This is a genomic window from Romboutsia sp. (assembly GCF_051659545.1).
Lineage (GTDB): Bacteria > Bacillota > Clostridia > Peptostreptococcales > Peptostreptococcaceae > JBOFOR01.
In genome coordinates, this window is sequence record NZ_JBOFOR010000077.1 from 43803 (window position 1) to 62757 (window position 18955).

Below are 18955 nucleotides of genomic sequence, written 5' to 3' on the forward strand. Positions count from 1 at the left end.
CCATGGGTATGTTCGATTTCTTAAAAACAAATAAAAAAGAAGTAGCTGTAGAAGCTGATGCAATAGTATCACCAACAAATGGAGAATTATTAGAACTATCATCTGTTCCAGATGAAGTATTTTCTCAAAAAATGATGGGAGATGGATTTGCTATGAAATCTACAGATGGAATGATAGTTTCTCCTATAGATGGTACTATAGAAATGGTATTTGAAACTAAGCATGCAGTAGGATTAAAGAGCAATGATGGAGTAGAAATATTAATCCACTTAGGTGTAGATACGGTTAATTTAAAAGGTGAAGGATTTGAAGTATTTGTAAAGGCTGGAGATAAAGTTAAAGCAGGAGATAAATTAATAAAAATGGACGTTGACTTTATACAAAAGAATGCAAAGACAGATATCAGCCCTGTTATATTCACTAACTTAAAAGATGATGAACGTGTAGAAGTAGTAACTGGAAAAGTTAATGCAAAAGAAGTAAATAGAATAAGCATAAGTAAATAAAAAAAAGCTCGATAAATGAAATTCGTTTATTGGGCTTTTTTTATTTTTATCAATCAAGTGAAAAATGAAAAAAATAAAGTTTAAAATTCAAACAAAATGTAAACTTTAAAAAAAAACTTGCATATATATATTATATATGAATCGATTTAAAAAAAACTTGCAAAAATTAATATTATAAAATAATAATTATTATAAAAAAGTTTATGGAGGGATACAGATATGCAAGAAACGTTAGAAATAGTATATTTCGATTATGAAAACGAATTAGAATACGACTATACACCAGATTATGGAATAGAGTAAATGAATAAAAAATAATTTTAAAATCTTAAGCTAGAATTTCGAATAAATAATCTTGCAAATAAAGATCTCTTTATATAAAGGGATCTTTATTTTTTACGCTTTATAAAATTATACTAACTTTATAAATAATGAAATTATATCAATTATTTGTAATATTTTTTTAGTTATATAAATAGACTTATATAAACAAGAGAGGAGGACAAGGTATGAGTAAACTTTGTAGTGAAGTAGTAAACGCACTTTCCGCCAATATAAAAGAAAAAATTAAAAATATTGCACAAGATAATAGAAATATAAATATAGAAGAAATAAGACTTAGAAATCAAAAACCATTAATTTTAAATGCTAACAATAAAGACTACTTTTATAATATCAATTCAAATAAGTTAGACACAAAAATTAATAATTCTTATATTGTTACCAAGGAAGATATAGAACAAACTTTTCAGATTATATGTAAATACTCAATTCACTCATTTATGGATGATATCAAAAAAGGGTTTATAACCCTTCAAGGAGGGCATAGAGTGGGACTAGTAGGTAAGGTGATAATAGAAGATGGGCAAGTCAAAAATATAAAGCATATATCCTCTTTAAATATAAGAGTATCTAGAGAAATAATAGGCTGTTCAGATAAAATAATATCTCATATAGTAGGCTTAAATAATAAGGTAAATAACACGCTTATAATTTCTCCGCCTCAATGTGGAAAAACTACCTTAGTAAGAGATATAGTTAGAAATCTTAGTAATGGAAATGAAAAATATGGCTTTGAAGGCATAAAGGTAGCATTAATAGATGAACGTAATGAAATTTCAGGTTCTTATTTAGGAACGCCTCAAATGGATGTAGGTATTAGAACAGATATAATAGAAACATGTCCAAAAGATTTAGGAATAATTATGCTTTTAAGGTCTATGTCTCCCAATATTATAGTAACAGATGAGATTGGAAACATAGATGAAATAAAAGCTTTATATACCGCTTTAAATGGAGGTGTAAATTTAATTACAACAGTACATGGAGATTCCATAGAGGATATAAAAAATAGAAAAGAATTAAACATGCTGTTAGATAAAGAATTATTTAAAAAAGTAATAATACTATCAGCTAAGAAAGGTCCAGGAACAATAGAAAAAATCTATGATTTAGAAGAAAAGAGATGGTATTTTGCAAATTAAAATATTTATTATAGGTGTTTTAGTAGCTTGTAGTTATATGATTGGTGAATATATTTATAAAGCATACACAAAAAGGCATAAACAAGTCCATGAACTCATAAGAATATTAGAGATAATAAGAATGGATTTGTCCTTTGGACTATATACTTTAGAAGAAATTTTTAAAAGGATAGGAGATAGAACTGAATATTGTACTTCTGTATTTTTTAAAAAATTAGAGTATGAGTTACATAATAATCAAAATAAAGTACTAGATGAAATATTAAATGACAGTATGAGTATATTAACTAAAGAAACTTATTTACAAAATAAGGAGGTTGATGAGCTAAGAAAACTTATACTTACCTTAGGTAAAAGTGATATAGAATCTCAAGAAAGAATGATAGATTTATCTATTGAAAATCTTAAAAAACTAACTAATGAAACTCAAGAGGACATAAATAAAAAGGGTATGGTTTATAAAAGATTATCTACTATTGTAGGTTTGATAGTAGGAATAATTTTAATTTAGGAGGATGAGTATGGATATATCATTAATAATAAAAGTTGCAGGAGTAGGAATATTAATATCAATATTAAACATGCTTTTAGAAAAAACAGATAGAAAAGATTGGGCAAGTTTGACTACATTAGCAGGTGTAATAATAGTTCTAGGAATGGTGTTGACTGAAATGGGAGATTTATTTAATACGGTAAGAACAATGTTTCAACTTTACTAAAGAGGGGGAGATGTCTTGGAAGTAATGCAATTAGTAGGTATTGCAATTATATCAACAGTACTTTGTTTAGTAATAAAAAAAGATAGACCAGAAATAGCTATGTTTATAGCAATACTTACAGGAATATCAATATTTTTGTCGGTAATATTTAAGCTGAATTTTATAATAGAAAGTATACAAAACCTAGCAGATAAAGCCAATATACCTACTATGTACATATCATTAATAATAAAATTAATTGGAATAGCTTATCTTATGGAATTTGCAATACAGCTTTGCAAAGATTGTGGTGAAGGTAATATAGCTACAAAGCTAGAATTTGGGGGGAAAATAATAGTTATGACAATGTCTTTCCCTATACTTTTATCTATTGTGGAAATGATATTAAATATTATCCCATAGGAGAATGATTACGGATGAAAAAAATATTTGTAGGAATGTTACTAACTTTTATTTTAGTAGCAGGATCTTTTGTAGTATGTTTTGGGGATGAAAACAATACAAAAGACTATAGCGAAACAAAAAATAATATAAATAATTATATTGATGGACAGTTAGAAAAAATAAATTTAGGAGAAGTAGAGAATTACATAACACAATCGGGAGCACTAGAAAATGTAGACTTAAAAACATTTATAAAAGATGTTATTAGTGGTAAAAAAAATTTGTTAGATATTTTTGATAAAGAAAGTATTAAATTACTGGTATTTAATGAATTAAAATCAAGCTTTAAAGTTGCAGCAATAATATTAGTATTAGCGTTATTATCATCAATATTAAAAAGTTTAGACAATTCTTTTTCATCAGGAGTAATTAGTCAAATCACAACCTACATTATATTTATAACCATGGTATCTGTAACTTTAATAGGGTTTAAGGATGCATTATCGATTTGTAATACAACTATAGATTCTATAGTTGGGCTTATGCAAGTTATAATGCCTATAATGATAACCTTATTAGTACTAGTAGGATTTCCAATTACTTCAACCGTATTAAATCCTATATTTATAGGTGGAGTAACTTTTATCAACTTAATATTTAAGCAATTTTTATTTGTATCCATTGCAGTTGCTTTTGCTATATTAGTGGTGAATAATTTATCAAAAAATATAAAATTAAAAAAGTTATCATCATTTATAAAACAATTAAATCTAGTTTGCATAGCTGCAATGTTTACAATTTATTTAGGATTAGTGTCAATACAGGGGTTGTATGTTACTAATATTGATAACTTCACTATAAAAACTGCTAAGTTTGCCTTAGGTAACTTTATACCTGTTGTGGGAGGTTTTGTATCAGATTCGATTAACATATTATTATCATCATCTCAACTTATAAAAGGTGTATTTGGAGGTATAGGTTTAATTTTATTAGTAGCAATTTGCTTGGTTCCTATTATAAAAATTTTATCAATAATACTTGTATATAAAGTTTCAGCTATAGTTGTAGAACCAATAGGAGAAGAAAATATATCAAGCTTTTTAAATGAAGTTGCAAATCTAATGATAGTAATGCTGGCATGCATAATTGCAGTAATGATAATGTTTTTCGTAACAATAGCTATACTCACATCAATAAGTGTGGTAGGTCAATGATAGGGAGGGGTGCTATATGTTAAATGATATAAAAATGTGGATTGTAACAATATTAATAGGTGCATTTATAGTAAACATAGTAGATATGTTATTACCTGAATCAAAGATAAAACCTTATATAAATGTAGTCTTAAATTTTATCTTTGTATTTATAGTATTAACTCCTATAATAGGATTTTTTTCTAAAGATATGAGCTTAGAAGATAGACTTTTGAAATATATGGGAGAATATAATAAAGAGTACGTAAATAGTGTAAATAATCTAGCAAGTAAAACTGGCAATAGCAACTTATCTAAAGGCTATGAAGATGGTTTAAAAGAAGTTTTAAAATTAAAGCTACAAGACTATGGATATGAATTAGAAGATATACAATTTGATGGTTCAAAAATTGAAAATATAAAATTAAAAGAAAATAATAGTAATAAAGATTTAAATGAGGACATACAATATAATAAAAATGAAAAGTCACAACAAGTTTTTAGGGATAAAGATAAAGAAAAAAATGCTAACCAAGAATTAGATTTAAAAGAAGATAAGATTAAAGAAGAATTAGTAAAAATACTAGACGTATCAATTGAGACTATACAAATTGATTAATAGGGGATGAGAAGATGTTTAAAAACTTAAATGAAAAAGATAAGAAAAAAATATACTCATTACTATCTTTAGCAGTAGTATGTGCGATTGCACTTATAGTAATATCAGGACTTCCAGGTGGAAAAGAAATAAGCAAAAAAGAAGATAATGCCAAACAAACTAATAGTGATACCGAAGCATCACAAGAAGTTGGAAAGCAGGATTTAGAAAATAAATTAAAGAAAATTTTAGCTCAAATTAAAGGAGTAGGAGATTTAGATGTAATGATTACATTTGAATCAAGTGAAGAAATACAACCAGCCTATAATTCAAATTCAACTACAGAAAAAACACAGGAAAAAGACAAACAAGGCGGGGAAAGAACCGTTACAACATCTAGTGAAAATAAGACAATGATTACATCTAGCTCAAATGGCCCAATTGTAATAAAAACAAATGAGCCTAAAATAAAAGGCGTATTAGTAGTAGCAAGTGGAGCAAGTGACCCAACAGTTAAAGAAAATCTTTATAATGCGGTACAAGTAGCATTACAAATATCAGGACATCAAGTAGAGATATACATAAAATAAAATGAATAACTTGGGGGGATAAAAATGAAATTTAATTATAAGGGAAGAGGATTTGTAGTATTAACATTAGCTACAATGTTAGTTGTAGTAGGAACAGTAAATTATCAATTAAGTAAAAAATCTTTATTAGAAACATCTAAAGAATTTAAAGCATATGAACAAGCACAAATAGAAAAGAATACAGATGAAAAACAAGCAAATAAAGACAAAGAAAAACCAAATTTGCAAATAGTAGATAGCAAAACTACAAAAGTAAATGAAAAGGTAACTGAAACTAGTAAAGAAATTAAAACTCAGCTAATATCACAAAAAAATATGAATAAATCTACTTATGTACTAGACATGAAAATGAATAGAGAAAAAGAAAGAAATGAATTAACTCAAGATTTAAATGAGATGATAAATAATCCATCTACAGCAGATGAAGCTAGAAAAGAAGCTTCATCTATGAAATTACAACTAGTAAAAGATCAGGAAACAGAACTTAAAATAGAAAACTTATTAAGTGCTAAAGGATTTGAAGATGCACTTGTGTACATAAGTAATAATAATGTTAATGTAGTAGTAAATGAATCTAAACTAGAAAAAGCAGATGCAGCGAAAATATTTGACTTAGTTGCAGAACAAGCTAATATTAAATATGAAAATATAAAGTTAATGAATAATAATCAAAAATAAAAACATAATTGTATATTATGGATTAAAAATATAGAAAATGAACATAATTTTAATATAATAATTGCTTGAATATAGATACCTCAGAAATAACTGAGGTTATTTTCTTGCAAAGTGGTTGTGTATTTGATATTATTAGATGTATAAAAATAGTTCCTTAAAATAAGGGGGTAGTCTTTATCATGGAAAATAACAATTTTGGACAAGTTAAAATATCTAATGATGTAATTGCTACTATAGCAGGTCTTGCAGCCTTAGAAATCGAAGGTGTAGAGACAAATACAACATTTACAGATAAAATACTTAAGAATAACGGCGTTAAAATACAAATAGAGGAAGAAGAAGTTAACTTAGATGTAATGGTTATGATAGAGTACGGTGTATCAATACCAGATGTAGCTTTTAAAATTCAGGAAAATGTAAAAAATACTGTTGAAACAATGACAGGATTAAAAGTTTCTCAAGTAAATATACATGCTCAAGGAATCAGCTTTAAAAAAGAAAAAGCTGAAAAAGAAGAAGCTAAGCAAAACAAAAAAAGTTAATAAGTACCCTCTGAAAAATCAGAGGGTTTTTTCTTGCTTAATGTGTGCATAATAGAATTGAAGGAGGATTACAACCAATGATGAACGATAAAGCAAAAAAAGTAACAAGTAGAGAATACATGATGAAATTAATGTATCAAGCGGATGTAAACAAAAATGATGTACAAGATTTAGAAGGTATATTAGATGAATTCTTAAAAAATAACTTTGAATACATAGTTAATAGATATGAAGAACTTAGACTACAATATTCTAATAACCCTGAAATAAAATTAGGAAACTTAGAATTAGAAGATGTTATAGATAGGAACTACATGGTCGAGATATGTAATGCATTAAAAGAAAATCATACTGAGATAAATGAATTAATAAATAAATATGCCAAAAACTGGTCTATAGGAAGAATGCCAAAAGTAGATGTGTCTATATTAAGATTATCTATATGTGAATTACTTTTTGTTGAGGGAATACCGAATAAAGTTTCTATAAATGAAGCTGTAGAAATTGCAAAAATATACTGTGACGATAAGGCTCCTAAATTTATAAATGGAATATTAGGAAGTATTGTCAACGAAGTTGATGGAAAATAATATAATAATCGGAATAGATACTAGCTGCTATACAACTTCTATAGCAGCTATATCTTTAGGTAAAAAAGTAATTCTCAACAAAAAAGTAATGTTGGAAGTAAAAGAAAACTCAAAAGGCCTAAGGCAAAGTGAAGGAGTTTTTCAACATGTTAATAACTTAGGTCAAATAAGTAATCAAATTAATGAACTAACTAAAGAATATAGAGTAAGGGGGATTTGTGTCTCAACAAAGCCTAGACCAGTAGACGGTTCATACATGCCTGTATTCAATGTAGGTTATAATTTTGGTAAACTATGTGCAAGTATGATACAATGCCCAATTTATGAAACTACTCATCAAGAAAATCATATTGAAGCAAGTTTATTTACTAATGATATAAAAAATAAAAATAAATTTTTATCTGTACACATGTCTGGAGGCACCACAGAAATACTATTAGTTGAAAAAAATAAAGAAGAATTAAATTCCAATTATAAAATTCAAATTGTAGGTGGGAGCAAAGATATAAGTTTTGGACAAGTAATAGATAGAGCTGGTGTTAAATTAGGATATAAATTTCCAGCGGGTAAATACATAGATGCAGAGGCTATAACATGTAAAAAAGCTATAAGGCAGGGTTTAAAAACTTCTGTAACAGATGGATATATGAACTTATCTGGATTAGAAAATCAAGTAAATAAATTAATAGAAGAAGAAAGCAAAGAATATATAGCTAAGTTGATTTTAGATTCTATAGTTAGGTGTATGTACAAATCAATAGTACATATTAGTAGGAATTATGAAGTAGATGAGGTAGTATTTGCAGGTGGAGTATCTGCAAGTAAGTATATATCTAGAGAACTAACCTTAAAACTAAGCAAAAATAAAATAAAAGGATACTTTACAAGACCTGAATATTCAACAGATAATGCAGTTGGTTGTGCTATAATAGGAGTGAATAAATTTTTAGGAGAATAAGTATGAAACTAAGAGCTTTAGAAATAAGTGAAGCAAATTCATATATAAAGAGGATTCTAACTAATGATCCTATATTATACAATTTAAAGGTAAGAGGAGAAATTTCTAACTTTAAAGTTCATAGTGGTGGTAATGTATATTTATCATTAAAAGATGAAAATTCAAAAATAAATTGTGTAATATTTAAAAGTAATTACGACAAAAGCTTAAAAATAGATAATGGAGTAAAGATAATTGCTAATGGATATATATCTGTATATGAAAGAGATGGTTCTTATCAACTATATATAAATAGTATAGAAATAGAGGGGATAGGTAATTTATACATTGAATTTAACAAATTAAAGGATAAATTAAATAAAGAAGGCCTATTTGATCCTAGATACAAAAAAGCTATACCTAAGATGCCAAAGTCAATAGGTGTTATAACATCTCCAACAGGAGCAGTTATAAGAGATATTATTAATGTAATAAAAAGAAGATATCCAAAGGTTGATATAAAACTATACCCTGTAAATGTTCAAGGGTCTCAATCAAAAGATGATATTTGTGAAGGAATAAAATTCTTTAACGAAAGAGAAAACGTAGATACTATTATCTTAGGCAGAGGGGGCGGTTCTATAGAAGAACTTTGGTCTTTTAATGAGGAAATGGTTGCTAGAGAGGTATTTAATTCTAGGATACCTATAATATCTGCCGTAGGACATGAAACAGATTTTACAATTTGTGATTTTGTATCAGATATGAGAGCACCTACTCCTTCAGCAGGTGCAGAAATAGCTACCCCATCCTTAAATGAAGTAAATTATAAATTAGAAAATATAAAAAACAGAATGAATAAAACTTTAATTAGCCAAATTGATGTAGATGGATATAGGTTGAATTCTGCATTTGATAAGATAAATAATTACATTAAAGCCTACATAATAAAAGATAAATTGACGCAAATAGATAAAATATATGATAAAATAGTTTTTGAAACAGAAAATAAGCTAAGCATAGAACGCGAGATATTAAATAAAAGTGGAGCTATATTACATAACTTAAGTCCACTAGCAACTATAGATAGAGGATATAGTATAGTACAAAAAGATGGAGAAATGGTAAATAGTATAAAAAGCATAAAATCTAAAGATAGTATAGATATAGTACTAAAAGATGGAAATCTAGAATGTACTGTAGATAAAATTAAAAATAAAGAGGGATAAATATGAATTTAACATATGAAGAAGCATACAAAAAATTAGAAGTCATATTAGAAAAGCTAGAGTCAAAAAATACTAGTTTAGATCAATCTTTAAGCTTATACGAAGAAGGAATAAGCCTTTATAAACATTGCAATAGACTTTTAGGAGATGCTCAACTTAAAATAAGTAAATTTAATCAAGTAGGTATAGAAGAAGATTTCAACATTATGGAGGAGTAGTAAATGGAATTTAAACAGTGTTTAAAAGAGAGAGCTAATTTTATTGAAAATATATTAAAAGAATATATGCCTAAAGAAGAAGGGCACCAAAAAACTATAATAGAGGCTATGAACTATAGTTTAAGTGCAGGCGGAAAAAGATTAAGACCTATATTAACATTAGAAGCGTGTAAAATAGTAGGTGGTAATGAAGCTGATGCAATTCCTTTTGCAGTAGCTATAGAAATGATACATACTTATTCATTAATACATGATGATTTACCTGCTATTGATAATGATGATTTAAGAAGAGGAAGAAAAACTAACCATATAGTATTTGGAGAAGATATGGCAATTCTTGCAGGTGATGCTCTTTTAAACTATGCTTTTGAATTGATGCTTTCAACATCTATAAATAAAGAAAATCCACAAAAATATTTAAAAGCAATAAATGAAATTGCAAAAGCTTCTGGTATATATGGGATGATAGGTGGACAAGTAGTTGATGTACAAAGTGAAAATAAAGAAATATCTAAAGAAAAATTAGATTACATTCATAATAATAAAACAGCAGCGATAATTATAGGATGTATGAGAGCCGGAGCAATAATAGGAGATGCTACAGAAATAGAGTTGGAAAGCATAACTAAATATGCAAAAAATATAGGATTATCATTCCAAATAGTAGATGACATACTAGATATAATTGGAGATGAAGCTAAATTAGGTAAAAAGGTAGGTAGTGATATAGAAAATCATAAATCAACTTATCCTTCTTTATTAGGACTAGAAAAATCTAAAGAAATTGCATATGAACTAATAGACGAGGCGAAGAAAAGTATAAAATTAATAAATAAAGATATAAGATTTTTAAATGGATTAGCAGAATATATAATAGACAGAGAATATTAAGGAGGAAAAATGAATTTTTTTTCGGAAATATTTAGCAATAAGGTTTTAGTAATAAGTATGTTTGCATGCTTTCTAGCTCAGTTTATAAAAATATTTACTGGAGAAGGAAGAAAAATTAAATTAGGAAGAATATTTACTTCTGGAGGTATGCCTAGTTCGCACAGTTCTTTCGTTACAAGTTTAGGAACGTTAGTAGGTATTGAAAAAGGATTTAACTCTACGGAGTTTGCTATAGTTTGTGTATTTGCATTAATAATAATGTATGATGCATCTGGAGTAAGGAGAGCTGTAGGAAAGCAAGCTATTATACTAAACCAGATATTAGAAGATTTACACAATAAAAAGCATATAGAACAAAAAAAATTAAAAGAACTAATAGGTCATACACCTATAGAAGTATTTCTTGGAGCCATATTAGGCATTATAACTGCTATAGTATTGGCATAAATTGAAAATTAATATCACATATGATATAATTTTTATGTTTTATTTCAGTTATAAAATGGATATAACTTAGTCAATACTAAGATATATTCATTTTTTCTAATTAATTAAGACTATGCAAAGAAAAAAGTCTTCTCATAGAAGACTTTTTTTAAACCGATTGAGGTATGATATCAAAAGTAGCGATTACACGTGGTTTAAAGTAGTGCATACCTAGATTAGTGATTGTGAATTTACAGATGATAAAAGTGAACAAAATATAGTCAGTAAAAGGTGAGGATAATATGTATAAATATTTAGATAAAGTGGATTCTCCTACGGACGTAAAAAAAATGACTACAGAAGAAATGGATTTGCTAGCTAAAGATATAAGAAAATTTTTAGTAAGATCTGTTTCTCAAACAGGTGGACATTTAGCTTCAAATTTAGGTGTGGTAGAATTAACTTTAGCTCTACACAAAGTGTTTGATAGTCCAAAAGATAAAATCGTATGGGATGTAGGTCATCAATCTTATGTACATAAAATGATTACAGGAAGAAAAGAAGACTTTGTATCCTTAAGACAATATAATGGACTAAGTGGATTTCCAAAGGAGAGCGAAAGTCCTCATGACATATTTGACACAGGGCACAGCAGTACTTCTATTTCAATAGCACAAGGACTTGCATGTGCTAGAGATATAAAAGGAGAAGAGGATAGTGTAATAGCGGTAATAGGTGATGGTTCTATTACTGGTGGTATGGCCTTAGAGGCATTAAATCATCTAGGTTATACTGGTACAGATATGATAGTTATACTTAATGACAATGAAATGTCTATAGATAAAAATGTTGGAGGAATGTCTAGATATCTATCTAGTATAATAAGGAATTCAACTGTGAATAAAGTAAAAGATGAAGTAGAAAAAATACTAAATATTACACCAGCAGGAAATTTAATATCTAAAACTGCGAATAAAGTAAAAGATAGTATTATTAGTTCATTTGTACCTCAAGAAGGTGAGTTTTTTGACTCAATAGGTATTAAGTATTATGGACCAATAGATGGTCACAATATAAATGAACTAATAGGAACATTAAAAAAAGCAAAAGAAGTAAAAGGACCCAAATTACTACATGTAATAACTAAAAAAGGTAAAGGGTATAGATATGCAGAAGAGCAGCCTGAAAAATATCATAGTGTATCTAAATTTGATGTAAAAGTAGGAACACAATCTTCAGGAACTGCATCTATATCTCAAAAAGTAGGTGAGAAACTTACTTTAATGGCAGATAATGACGATAGAATTGTAGCAATAACTGCAGCTATGCCATCTGGAACCGGTCTAAATATATTTGAAAAAATGCATCCAAACAGACATTATGATGTAGGCATAGCAGAACAGCATGCAACAACATTTGCCGCGGGTCTTGCAAAAAATGGAATGAAGCCATATTTTGCAGTGTATTCATCGTTTTTACAAAGAGGATATGACCAAGTTGTGCATGATGTATGTATAACTCAAAAACCTGTAACCTTTCTTATAGATAGGGCTGGGATTGTTGGGAATGATGGCGAAACTCATCATGGTATGCTTGATTTAAGTTACTTAAACTGCATACCAAATATGACAGTAATGGCACCTAAAGATACTAAAGAGTTAGAGCTAATGATGGACTTATCATTAAGTATAAATGCTCCTGTAGCAATAAGATATCCAAGAGGAAACTGCTACTACTTAGAAATGGGAGATTATAGTCCTATAAAAGTAGGCAGTTATGAAATATTATCTCAAGGTGAAGATATAGTTGTATTAGCCATAGGTAATATGGTTAAACATGCAATAGAAGCTAAAGAAATAACTTTGAAAGTAAATATAAATCCTACTATAGTTAATGCGAGATTTTTAAAACCAATAGATGAAAATTTATTGGATGAATTATTCAAGACACACAAAAAGGTAATAACTATAGAAGACAATGTTAGTAGTGGAGGCTTTGGAAGTAGAATAAATCAATTTATAATAGACAATAATTATAATGTAGAAATTAAAAATATTGCTCTTCCAGATGAGTTTATAAAACATGGACAGGTAGATAAAATATATGAAGAAGTTGGATTATCACCAAATAAAATAGCGGACAAAATAAAAAGTTTATAAACGGGAAAGGTAAACATATGAAAAAAAGAATAGATGTATTATTAGTAGAGCAAGGTCATTTTGACAGTAGAGAAAGAGCTAAAAAAGCTATAATGGCAGGTCTTATATTTGTTAACAATCAAAGATGTGATAAAGCTGGTGTAGATGTAAATGAAGAAGCTAAAATAGAAGTAAAAGGAAATCCCATACCATATGTTAGTAGAGGAGGACTTAAACTTGAAAAAGCTATGAAGAACTTTGATTTAACTTTAGAAGGTAAGATTTGTATGGATATAGGATCATCTACAGGTGGATTTACAGACTGTATGCTTCAAAATGGAGCAAAAAAAGTATTTTCTATAGATGTTGGATATGGACAACTTGCTTGGAAATTAAGACAAGATGAAAGAGTTGTTTGTATGGAAAGAACCAATATAAGACACGTAACTATAGAGCAAACAAAAGAATTTGCAGATTTTGCATCAATAGATGTTTCATTTATATCTTTAAGATTAGTTTTACCAAAATGTAAAGAACTTATAATACCTAATGGAGAAGTGGTAGCATTAATAAAACCTCAATTTGAAGCAGGTAGAGAAAAGGTTGGGAAAAAGGGTGTAGTTAGAGAAAAATCTACACATATAGAAGTTATTGAAACTATATCAAACTTTGCAGTAGAAAATGGATTTGAAATATTAGGATTAGATTACTCTCCGATAAAGGGTCCAGAAGGAAACATAGAGTATTTAATTCATTTAAGAAATGGAAATGAAGGATATAAATTTGATAGAGAGTTACACGATGAAAAAATACAACAAGTGGTAGATAACTCTCATAACTTATAATAAAATTTTGATTTTACATTTAAATATATAAAAAAAGAGGGGGATTCAAATTGATCCTTGAGTTATATATGAAAAACTGTGCTTTAGTTGAAGAGTTAAGACTAAACATAGATGAAAATTTAAACATATTAACAGGTGAAACTGGTTCAGGTAAGTCTATAATAATAGATGCTTTAGGTTTATGTTTAGGCGGAAAATATGATAGATCATTTTTAAGAAAAGGAACAGAAAAAGGTTTAGTAGAATCTGTATTTTATTCAACTAGTGATAATTTAAAAAAAATATTAGAAAAGAATGATTTAGATTTAGATGAAGATAACCTATTAGTAATAACTAGAGTAATATACTTAGATGGCAAAAGTGTAGCTAGAGTAAATGGAAGAACAGTAAAAATGAGTGTCTTAAAAGAAATAGCTGCAACATTAATTGATGTGCATGGTCAACATCAAAATCAAGCTTTATTCAATAAAGAAACTCATCTAGAGTTTTTAGATTTATTTGGAGAAGTAGAATTAGAAAAGTTCAAAATGGATTACAAAGCTGTATATGATAAATATAGTGAAATTAAAAGAGTGTTAAATATTTTAACTGAAAATAAAGACGATATGCAGATTCAAAGAGAGATTGATTTGTTAAAATTCCAAATGAATGAAATTGAAGCTGCTAACTTAAATACTGAAGAGTATGAAGAATTATTAAAACAAAGAGATGTTTATAGAAATAGTGAAAAAATATATAGTAATCTAAATTCTTGCTATAGTAATTTATATGATGGTTCTATGAATGCAGTTGATTTGATTGGGAATGGGGTTAAGGAACTTAGCTCTATATCTCAGTATGATAAGGTTTTAAGTGACTACAATAATGAAATAGAAAGAATAATGTATGAACTTCAAGATATATCTAGAGACATTAGAAACTACAAAGAAAATATAGAATTTGAACCTTATGAGCTTGAGCAAATAGAGTCTAGAGTAGATGAAATTAATAACTTAAGACGAAAATATGGTGACTCTATAGATGACATACATAAATATTATAAAAAAATTAAAGCTAGGTTAGATGAAATCTTGAATAGAGACGAAAAAGTGGAAGAATTAAAATTAGAAATGTCTAAGCTTGAACAAACTCTTTCGACTAAAGCGAGTATTCTTACAGAAGTTAGATTAAAAGTAGCTAATAGGCTAGAGGAAGTGCTACTTGTAGAGTTAAAAAGCTTAAATATGAAAAATGTCGTATTTAAGGTTAATTTTGAGGAATGCAATTTTACACCTAGTGGAAAAGATGATATAGAATTTATGATATCTTTTAACTTAGGAGAAGATATTAAACCTATTTACAAAGTAGCATCTGGTGGAGAAATGTCTAGATTTATGCTTGCGTTTAAAACTATACTAGCGGATATAGATGGAATAGACACATTAGTATTTGATGAAATAGACACAGGAATAAGTGGAATTGCAGCACAAATAGTTGGAGAAAAACTTAGTAATATAGGTAAGAAAAAACAGATAATTTGTATAACCCACTTACCGCAAATAGCGGCAAATGCAGATACACATTATTGTATAGAAAAAAGTACTTCTCATGAGAGAACATTTACTACTATAAATAAGTTAAATCATGAACAAAAAAGAGATGAGATAGCTAGACTTATATCAGGAAGTAATATTACAGAGAAAACAATGGAACATGCAAGTGAAATAATTCAATTAGCAAAAAGAAGCCACTAAGGCTTCTTTTTTTTGCGCAAGGGCAGAGCAGTTGGGGACATGAAGTATTTCGTCGACAGGTCGCTTAAGCGAAGTGAATTTTTGAATAAATGCATTGATAAAATTGGAATAAAATGAATAAATTTCTTAATATAAAGGAATTATAAATAGATAATTATGTATATGGGGAGATGATAAAATGAATCATAAAGTTACAAAAAACAACCTTAAAAAGATTGTATTATTAAGTCTTATAATAGGATTTGTAGGTATAACAATTTGCAATATACAAGCAAATAATAATTTTAGTTCAGAAAAAAATAATATAACTAGTCAGACCAAATATGTTTACCCACTTGGTAACGTAATTGGAATCAAAGCAAATACAGATGGAGTATTAGTTGTTGGATATGAAGATGATGTAGAATATATTGGTGGAATAAAAGTAGGAGACAATATAACGAAAATAAATAACCAAGAGATTAAAAGTATTGATGATGTAAGCAAAATTTTAAATAAAGTAACTGCTGATAAAGCAAAAGTTACATTTGAGAGAGAAGGTAAATATAAAACTGAAAATATAACTATAAAAGGTGATGGAGAAAGTAAGAAATTGGGTTTGTGGGTTAGAAATAAAATATCTGGAATTGGAACTATAACTTTTTATGATCCAAAAACATGTCAATTTAATGCAATAGGACATGCTATTACAGATGTTGACACTAATAAGTTACTAAAAATAAAGAAAGGCTATATATACCACCCAGAAAAATTTAAAATTATAAAAGGAAATAAAAATAATGCTGGAAAAATAGAAGGTGAATTTAACAATAATAGGGCAATAGGAGAATTTTTAAATAATTCTAACTTTGGAATAAGTGGAAAAATGTTAGGTGAAAAGAAAATAGATGTACAATTAATAGAAGTAGGCAATAGAAAAGATGTAAAATTAGGAAAAGCATACATCTTATTTGAGGATAAAAATAGAAATATAACAAGTTATGAAGCGAAAATAAAAAATATAGCGACAGAAGAAAAAACTACAAAAAATTTTACAATAGAAGTAACTGATAAGGAATTAATTGAATATACAGGAGGTATTGTTCAAGGTATGAGTGGTGCACCAATAGTACAAAATAATAAAATAATTGGCGCAATAACCCATGTTTTTAAGGATGACTACAAAAAAGGTTATGGTATTTTTATAGATGAGATGATAGAATTAGATAAGACGTATTAAAATTTAATCATAAATATTAAAATTTTTAATACCTTGAAGGAATATAATTTTAGTGTGTCGAATAAGCTTTAGTAAAGAAGTTTATACCAGAATAGATATAAAAAAATAAAATGTTTTATTAGTGGGGGGAATCTTAGTGAACGAAAAAATAAAAATAGTTTTGGCAGATGATAATAGAGATTTTTGTCAAGTGCTAAAAGAGTACTTATCAAATGAGAATGACATAGAAATACTAGGTATTGCAAAAGATGGAATTGAAGCGCTAGATTTAGTTAAAAAGACACAACCAGACTTATTAGTACTAGATGTAATAATGCCTCATCTTGACGGTTTAGGAGTTATAGAAAAATTAAATGCGATGAATATACCTAAAATGCCTAAAATAATAATTTTATCAGCAGTAGGACAAGATAAAATTACACAAACAGCAATTAATTTAGGTGCAGATTATTATATAGTTAAGCCGTTTGATTTTGTCATATTTATAAACAGAATAAGAGAATTAGTTTCAAATAGAACTGGACATATGGAAACAAGGTCAAGTATGCATAGCGATATACAAATGACAAGAAATAGTTTTGTAAAAAATGTTGGAAATATAGAAACTGAAATTACAAATATAATACATGAAATAGGGGTGCCAGCTCATATAAAAGGATATTTATACCTAAGAGAAGCTATAAAAATGGTTATAGAAAATGTAGAACTTTTAGGTGCAGTAACTAAGGAATTATATCCAAGTATAGCTAAGAAGTTTAACACTACTCCGAGTAGAGTTGAAAGAGCTATAAGACATGCAATAGAAGTTGCATGGAGCAGAGGGAAAGTTGATACTATAAACCAACTATTTGGATATACAGTTCATAATACAAAAGGAAAACCTACTAACTCAGAATTTATAGCTATGATAGCTGACAAATTAAGATTAGAACATAGTATGGTTAAATAATATTTAAGTTAGCAAAGTCTTCTCATAAACAAGAAGGCTTTATTTTTTGTTTAATATAATATATTATCTATAAATATACAAACTTACATGTTTATAGAAGGAGAAAAATATGAAAATAAACATTCCTAAAGATGTTAAACTTATAATTGATAAAATATATGAAAATGGATATGAAGCTTTCATAGTAGGAGGTTGTGTTAGAGATTCTCTATTAGATAGAATACCTAATGATTACGATATTACTACAAACGCTACTCCAAATGAAATAATAAATATATTTAAAGAATATAAAGTTATAGATAATGGAATAAAACATGGAACCGTTGGAATTATAATTGATGCAGAAATCTATGAAATTACTACATATAGAATAGAAAAAGAATACGAAGATAATAGAAGACCTAAAGCAGTAGAGTTTACATCTAGTATAGAAGAAGATTTAAGAAGAAGAGATTTTACAATAAATTCAATAGCATACAATGATAGGCTAGGTATTATAGATAAGTTTAATGGAATTGAAGATTTAAAAAATAGAATAATTAAAACTGTAGGCAATCCAGATGAAAGATTTATAGAGGATGGCTTAAGAATGATGAGAGCCATTAGATTTAGTAGTCAACTAAATTTCAAAATAGAAAAAAACACTTTAAAAAGTATATATAAAAATGTAGATATTATTAAAAATATAAGTTTAGAGAGAATAAGTGATGAATTTACAAAAAGTTTACTTAGTAATCACCCAGAAAACATAGAACTTTTGTATAAAACAAAAATATTTGAAAAATTAAATATTCATAATTACTTAAATAGTTGCAGTGTAGATAAAAATAATATGACAATATTAAGAGAATGTGCTTGTACATTAGAGGAAAGACTACTAATGTTGGAGTATTTAGTTATTTATAGAAAGTTAAAAAATATAGAAGAACATGAAAAAAATAAATATTATAAAGATAATATGTTAAATAAAAGTGTTGTAAATAAATTAAAATATCCCAAAAAATTAACTAATAATTGCAATATATTGATAGAATATATGATTTTAGAAGTAGATAATTTAGAGAAAATAAAAATAAAAAGGATTTT

Annotated in this window: 22 protein-coding genes; all 22 read left to right on the plus strand. The window is 27.5% G+C overall.

Annotated elements, in window-relative coordinates; all coding sequences use genetic code 11:
- Positions 1-2 precede the first annotated feature (2 nt).
- Positions 3-506, plus strand: a complete 504-nt coding sequence (locus ACRC03_RS04580) for a PTS sugar transporter subunit IIA (protein WP_438651379.1) — start codon at positions 3-5, stop codon at positions 504-506.
- Between the two features lie 509 nt (positions 507-1015).
- Positions 1016-1990, plus strand: coding sequence for a stage III sporulation protein AA (gene spoIIIAA, locus ACRC03_RS04585; protein ID WP_438651380.1), 975 nt, complete (start codon positions 1016-1018; stop codon positions 1988-1990).
- Positions 1980-2501: a stage III sporulation protein AB gene (locus ACRC03_RS04590; RefSeq protein WP_438651381.1), complete on the plus strand. Its 522-nt coding sequence runs from the start codon at positions 1980-1982 to the stop codon at positions 2499-2501. The genes spoIIIAA and ACRC03_RS04590 overlap by 11 nt, the downstream gene beginning before the upstream one ends.
- Positions 2502-2511: 10 nt before the next feature.
- Entirely contained in the window at positions 2512-2709 is a 198-nt protein-coding gene (spoIIIAC, locus tag ACRC03_RS04595) for a stage III sporulation protein AC (RefSeq protein ID WP_438651382.1), read from the plus strand.
- Positions 2710-2733: 24 nt separating this feature from the next.
- A complete protein-coding gene (gene spoIIIAD / locus ACRC03_RS04600) occupies positions 2734-3111 on the plus strand; it encodes a stage III sporulation protein AD (protein WP_438651401.1) in 378 nt (125 codons plus the stop codon).
- Between the two features lie 14 nt (positions 3112-3125).
- Positions 3126-4307 (plus strand): stage III sporulation protein AE, encoded by a 1182-nt coding sequence (gene spoIIIAE, locus ACRC03_RS04605; protein ID WP_438651383.1) that lies wholly within the window; start codon positions 3126-3128, stop codon positions 4305-4307.
- A 16-nt stretch (positions 4308-4323) separates the two neighbouring features.
- Positions 4324-4905, plus strand: a complete 582-nt coding sequence (locus ACRC03_RS04610; RefSeq protein WP_438651384.1) for a stage III sporulation protein AF — start codon at positions 4324-4326, stop codon at positions 4903-4905.
- A 14-nt stretch (positions 4906-4919) separates the two neighbouring features.
- Positions 4920-5474: a stage III sporulation protein AG gene (locus ACRC03_RS04615; protein WP_438651385.1), complete on the plus strand. Its 555-nt coding sequence runs from the start codon at positions 4920-4922 to the stop codon at positions 5472-5474.
- Positions 5475-5498: 24 nt separating this feature from the next.
- Positions 5499-6152: a SpoIIIAH-like family protein gene (locus ACRC03_RS04620; protein WP_438651386.1), complete on the plus strand. Its 654-nt coding sequence runs from the start codon at positions 5499-5501 to the stop codon at positions 6150-6152.
- A 179-nt stretch (positions 6153-6331) separates the two neighbouring features.
- Entirely contained in the window at positions 6332-6694 is a 363-nt protein-coding gene (locus tag ACRC03_RS04625; protein WP_438651387.1) for an Asp23/Gls24 family envelope stress response protein, read from the plus strand.
- 77 nt (positions 6695-6771) lie between these two features.
- Positions 6772-7284 carry a transcription antitermination factor NusB gene (nusB, locus tag ACRC03_RS04630; protein ID WP_438651388.1) on the plus strand — a complete coding sequence of 171 codons (513 nt, stop codon included), beginning with the start codon at positions 6772-6774 and terminating at the stop codon, positions 7282-7284.
- On the plus strand, positions 7274-8242 hold the full coding sequence (locus ACRC03_RS04635; protein ID WP_438651389.1) for a Kae1-like domain-containing protein: 969 nt from the start codon (positions 7274-7276) through the stop codon (positions 8240-8242). Before nusB ends, ACRC03_RS04635 begins: the two co-directional genes overlap by 11 nt.
- A gap of 2 nt (positions 8243-8244) precedes the next feature.
- Positions 8245-9450, plus strand: coding sequence for an exodeoxyribonuclease VII large subunit (gene xseA, locus ACRC03_RS04640; RefSeq protein ID WP_438651390.1), 1206 nt, complete (start codon positions 8245-8247; stop codon positions 9448-9450).
- Between the two features lie 2 nt (positions 9451-9452).
- Positions 9453-9668 carry an exodeoxyribonuclease VII small subunit gene (gene xseB / locus ACRC03_RS04645; protein WP_438651391.1) on the plus strand — a complete coding sequence of 72 codons (216 nt, stop codon included), beginning with the start codon at positions 9453-9455 and terminating at the stop codon, positions 9666-9668.
- A 3-nt stretch (positions 9669-9671) separates the two neighbouring features.
- Entirely contained in the window at positions 9672-10559 is an 888-nt protein-coding gene (locus ACRC03_RS04650) for a polyprenyl synthetase family protein (protein ID WP_438651392.1), read from the plus strand.
- Positions 10560-10568: 9 nt separating this feature from the next.
- The gene (locus tag ACRC03_RS04655; RefSeq protein ID WP_438651393.1) at positions 10569-11006 is read left to right on the plus strand and encodes a divergent PAP2 family protein; all 438 of its coding nucleotides are present in this window, start codon (positions 10569-10571) and stop codon (positions 11004-11006) included.
- Positions 11007-11287: 281 nt separating this feature from the next.
- The gene (dxs, locus tag ACRC03_RS04660; protein WP_438651394.1) at positions 11288-13144 is read left to right on the plus strand and encodes a 1-deoxy-D-xylulose-5-phosphate synthase; all 1857 of its coding nucleotides are present in this window, start codon (positions 11288-11290) and stop codon (positions 13142-13144) included.
- Positions 13145-13161: 17 nt separating this feature from the next.
- Positions 13162-13968: a TlyA family RNA methyltransferase gene (locus ACRC03_RS04665; protein WP_438651395.1), complete on the plus strand. Its 807-nt coding sequence runs from the start codon at positions 13162-13164 to the stop codon at positions 13966-13968.
- 50 nt (positions 13969-14018) lie between these two features.
- Positions 14019-15701, plus strand: coding sequence for a DNA repair protein RecN (gene recN, locus ACRC03_RS04670; protein WP_438651396.1), 1683 nt, complete (start codon positions 14019-14021; stop codon positions 15699-15701).
- A 178-nt stretch (positions 15702-15879) separates the two neighbouring features.
- A complete protein-coding gene (locus tag ACRC03_RS04675; RefSeq protein WP_438651397.1) occupies positions 15880-16920 on the plus strand; it encodes a SpoIVB peptidase S55 domain-containing protein in 1041 nt (346 codons plus the stop codon).
- A 121-nt stretch (positions 16921-17041) separates the two neighbouring features.
- Positions 17042-17869 (plus strand): sporulation transcription factor Spo0A, encoded by an 828-nt coding sequence (spo0A, locus tag ACRC03_RS04680; RefSeq protein WP_438651398.1) that lies wholly within the window; start codon positions 17042-17044, stop codon positions 17867-17869.
- Positions 17870-17978: 109 nt separating this feature from the next.
- Positions 17979-18955 (plus strand): CCA tRNA nucleotidyltransferase (locus ACRC03_RS04685; protein ID WP_438651399.1); only part of this gene is annotated, 977 nt, incomplete at its 3' end.

Bases quoted from the DNA above. Each gene is read 5' to 3' on its own strand.
- ACRC03_RS04580 (WP_438651379.1), top strand. From the start codon at position 3: ATGGGTATGTTCGATTTCTTAAAAACAAATAAAAAAGAAGTAGCTGTA.
- spoIIIAA (WP_438651380.1), top strand. From the start codon at position 1,016: ATGAGTAAACTTTGTAGTGAAGTAGTAAACGCACTTTCCGCCAATATA.
- spoIIIAC (WP_438651382.1), top strand. From the start codon at position 2,512: ATGGATATATCATTAATAATAAAAGTTGCAGGAGTAGGAATATTAATA.
- spoIIIAD (WP_438651401.1), top strand. From the start codon at position 2,734: ATGCAATTAGTAGGTATTGCAATTATATCAACAGTACTTTGTTTAGTA.
- spoIIIAE (WP_438651383.1), top strand. From the start codon at position 3,126: ATGAAAAAAATATTTGTAGGAATGTTACTAACTTTTATTTTAGTAGCA.
- ACRC03_RS04610 (WP_438651384.1), top strand. From the start codon at position 4,324: ATGTTAAATGATATAAAAATGTGGATTGTAACAATATTAATAGGTGCA.
- ACRC03_RS04615 (WP_438651385.1), top strand. From the start codon at position 4,920: ATGTTTAAAAACTTAAATGAAAAAGATAAGAAAAAAATATACTCATTA.
- ACRC03_RS04620 (WP_438651386.1), top strand. From the start codon at position 5,499: ATGAAATTTAATTATAAGGGAAGAGGATTTGTAGTATTAACATTAGCT.
- ACRC03_RS04625 (WP_438651387.1), top strand. From the start codon at position 6,332: ATGGAAAATAACAATTTTGGACAAGTTAAAATATCTAATGATGTAATT.
- nusB (WP_438651388.1), top strand. From the start codon at position 6,772: ATGATGAACGATAAAGCAAAAAAAGTAACAAGTAGAGAATACATGATG.
- ACRC03_RS04635 (WP_438651389.1), top strand. From the start codon at position 7,274: ATGGAAAATAATATAATAATCGGAATAGATACTAGCTGCTATACAACT.
- xseA (WP_438651390.1), top strand. From the start codon at position 8,245: ATGAAACTAAGAGCTTTAGAAATAAGTGAAGCAAATTCATATATAAAG.
- xseB (WP_438651391.1), top strand. From the start codon at position 9,453: ATGAATTTAACATATGAAGAAGCATACAAAAAATTAGAAGTCATATTA.
- ACRC03_RS04650 (WP_438651392.1), top strand. From the start codon at position 9,672: ATGGAATTTAAACAGTGTTTAAAAGAGAGAGCTAATTTTATTGAAAAT.
- ACRC03_RS04655 (WP_438651393.1), top strand. From the start codon at position 10,569: ATGAATTTTTTTTCGGAAATATTTAGCAATAAGGTTTTAGTAATAAGT.
- dxs (WP_438651394.1), top strand. From the start codon at position 11,288: ATGTATAAATATTTAGATAAAGTGGATTCTCCTACGGACGTAAAAAAA.
- ACRC03_RS04665 (WP_438651395.1), top strand. From the start codon at position 13,162: ATGAAAAAAAGAATAGATGTATTATTAGTAGAGCAAGGTCATTTTGAC.
- ACRC03_RS04675 (WP_438651397.1), top strand. From the start codon at position 15,880: ATGAATCATAAAGTTACAAAAAACAACCTTAAAAAGATTGTATTATTA.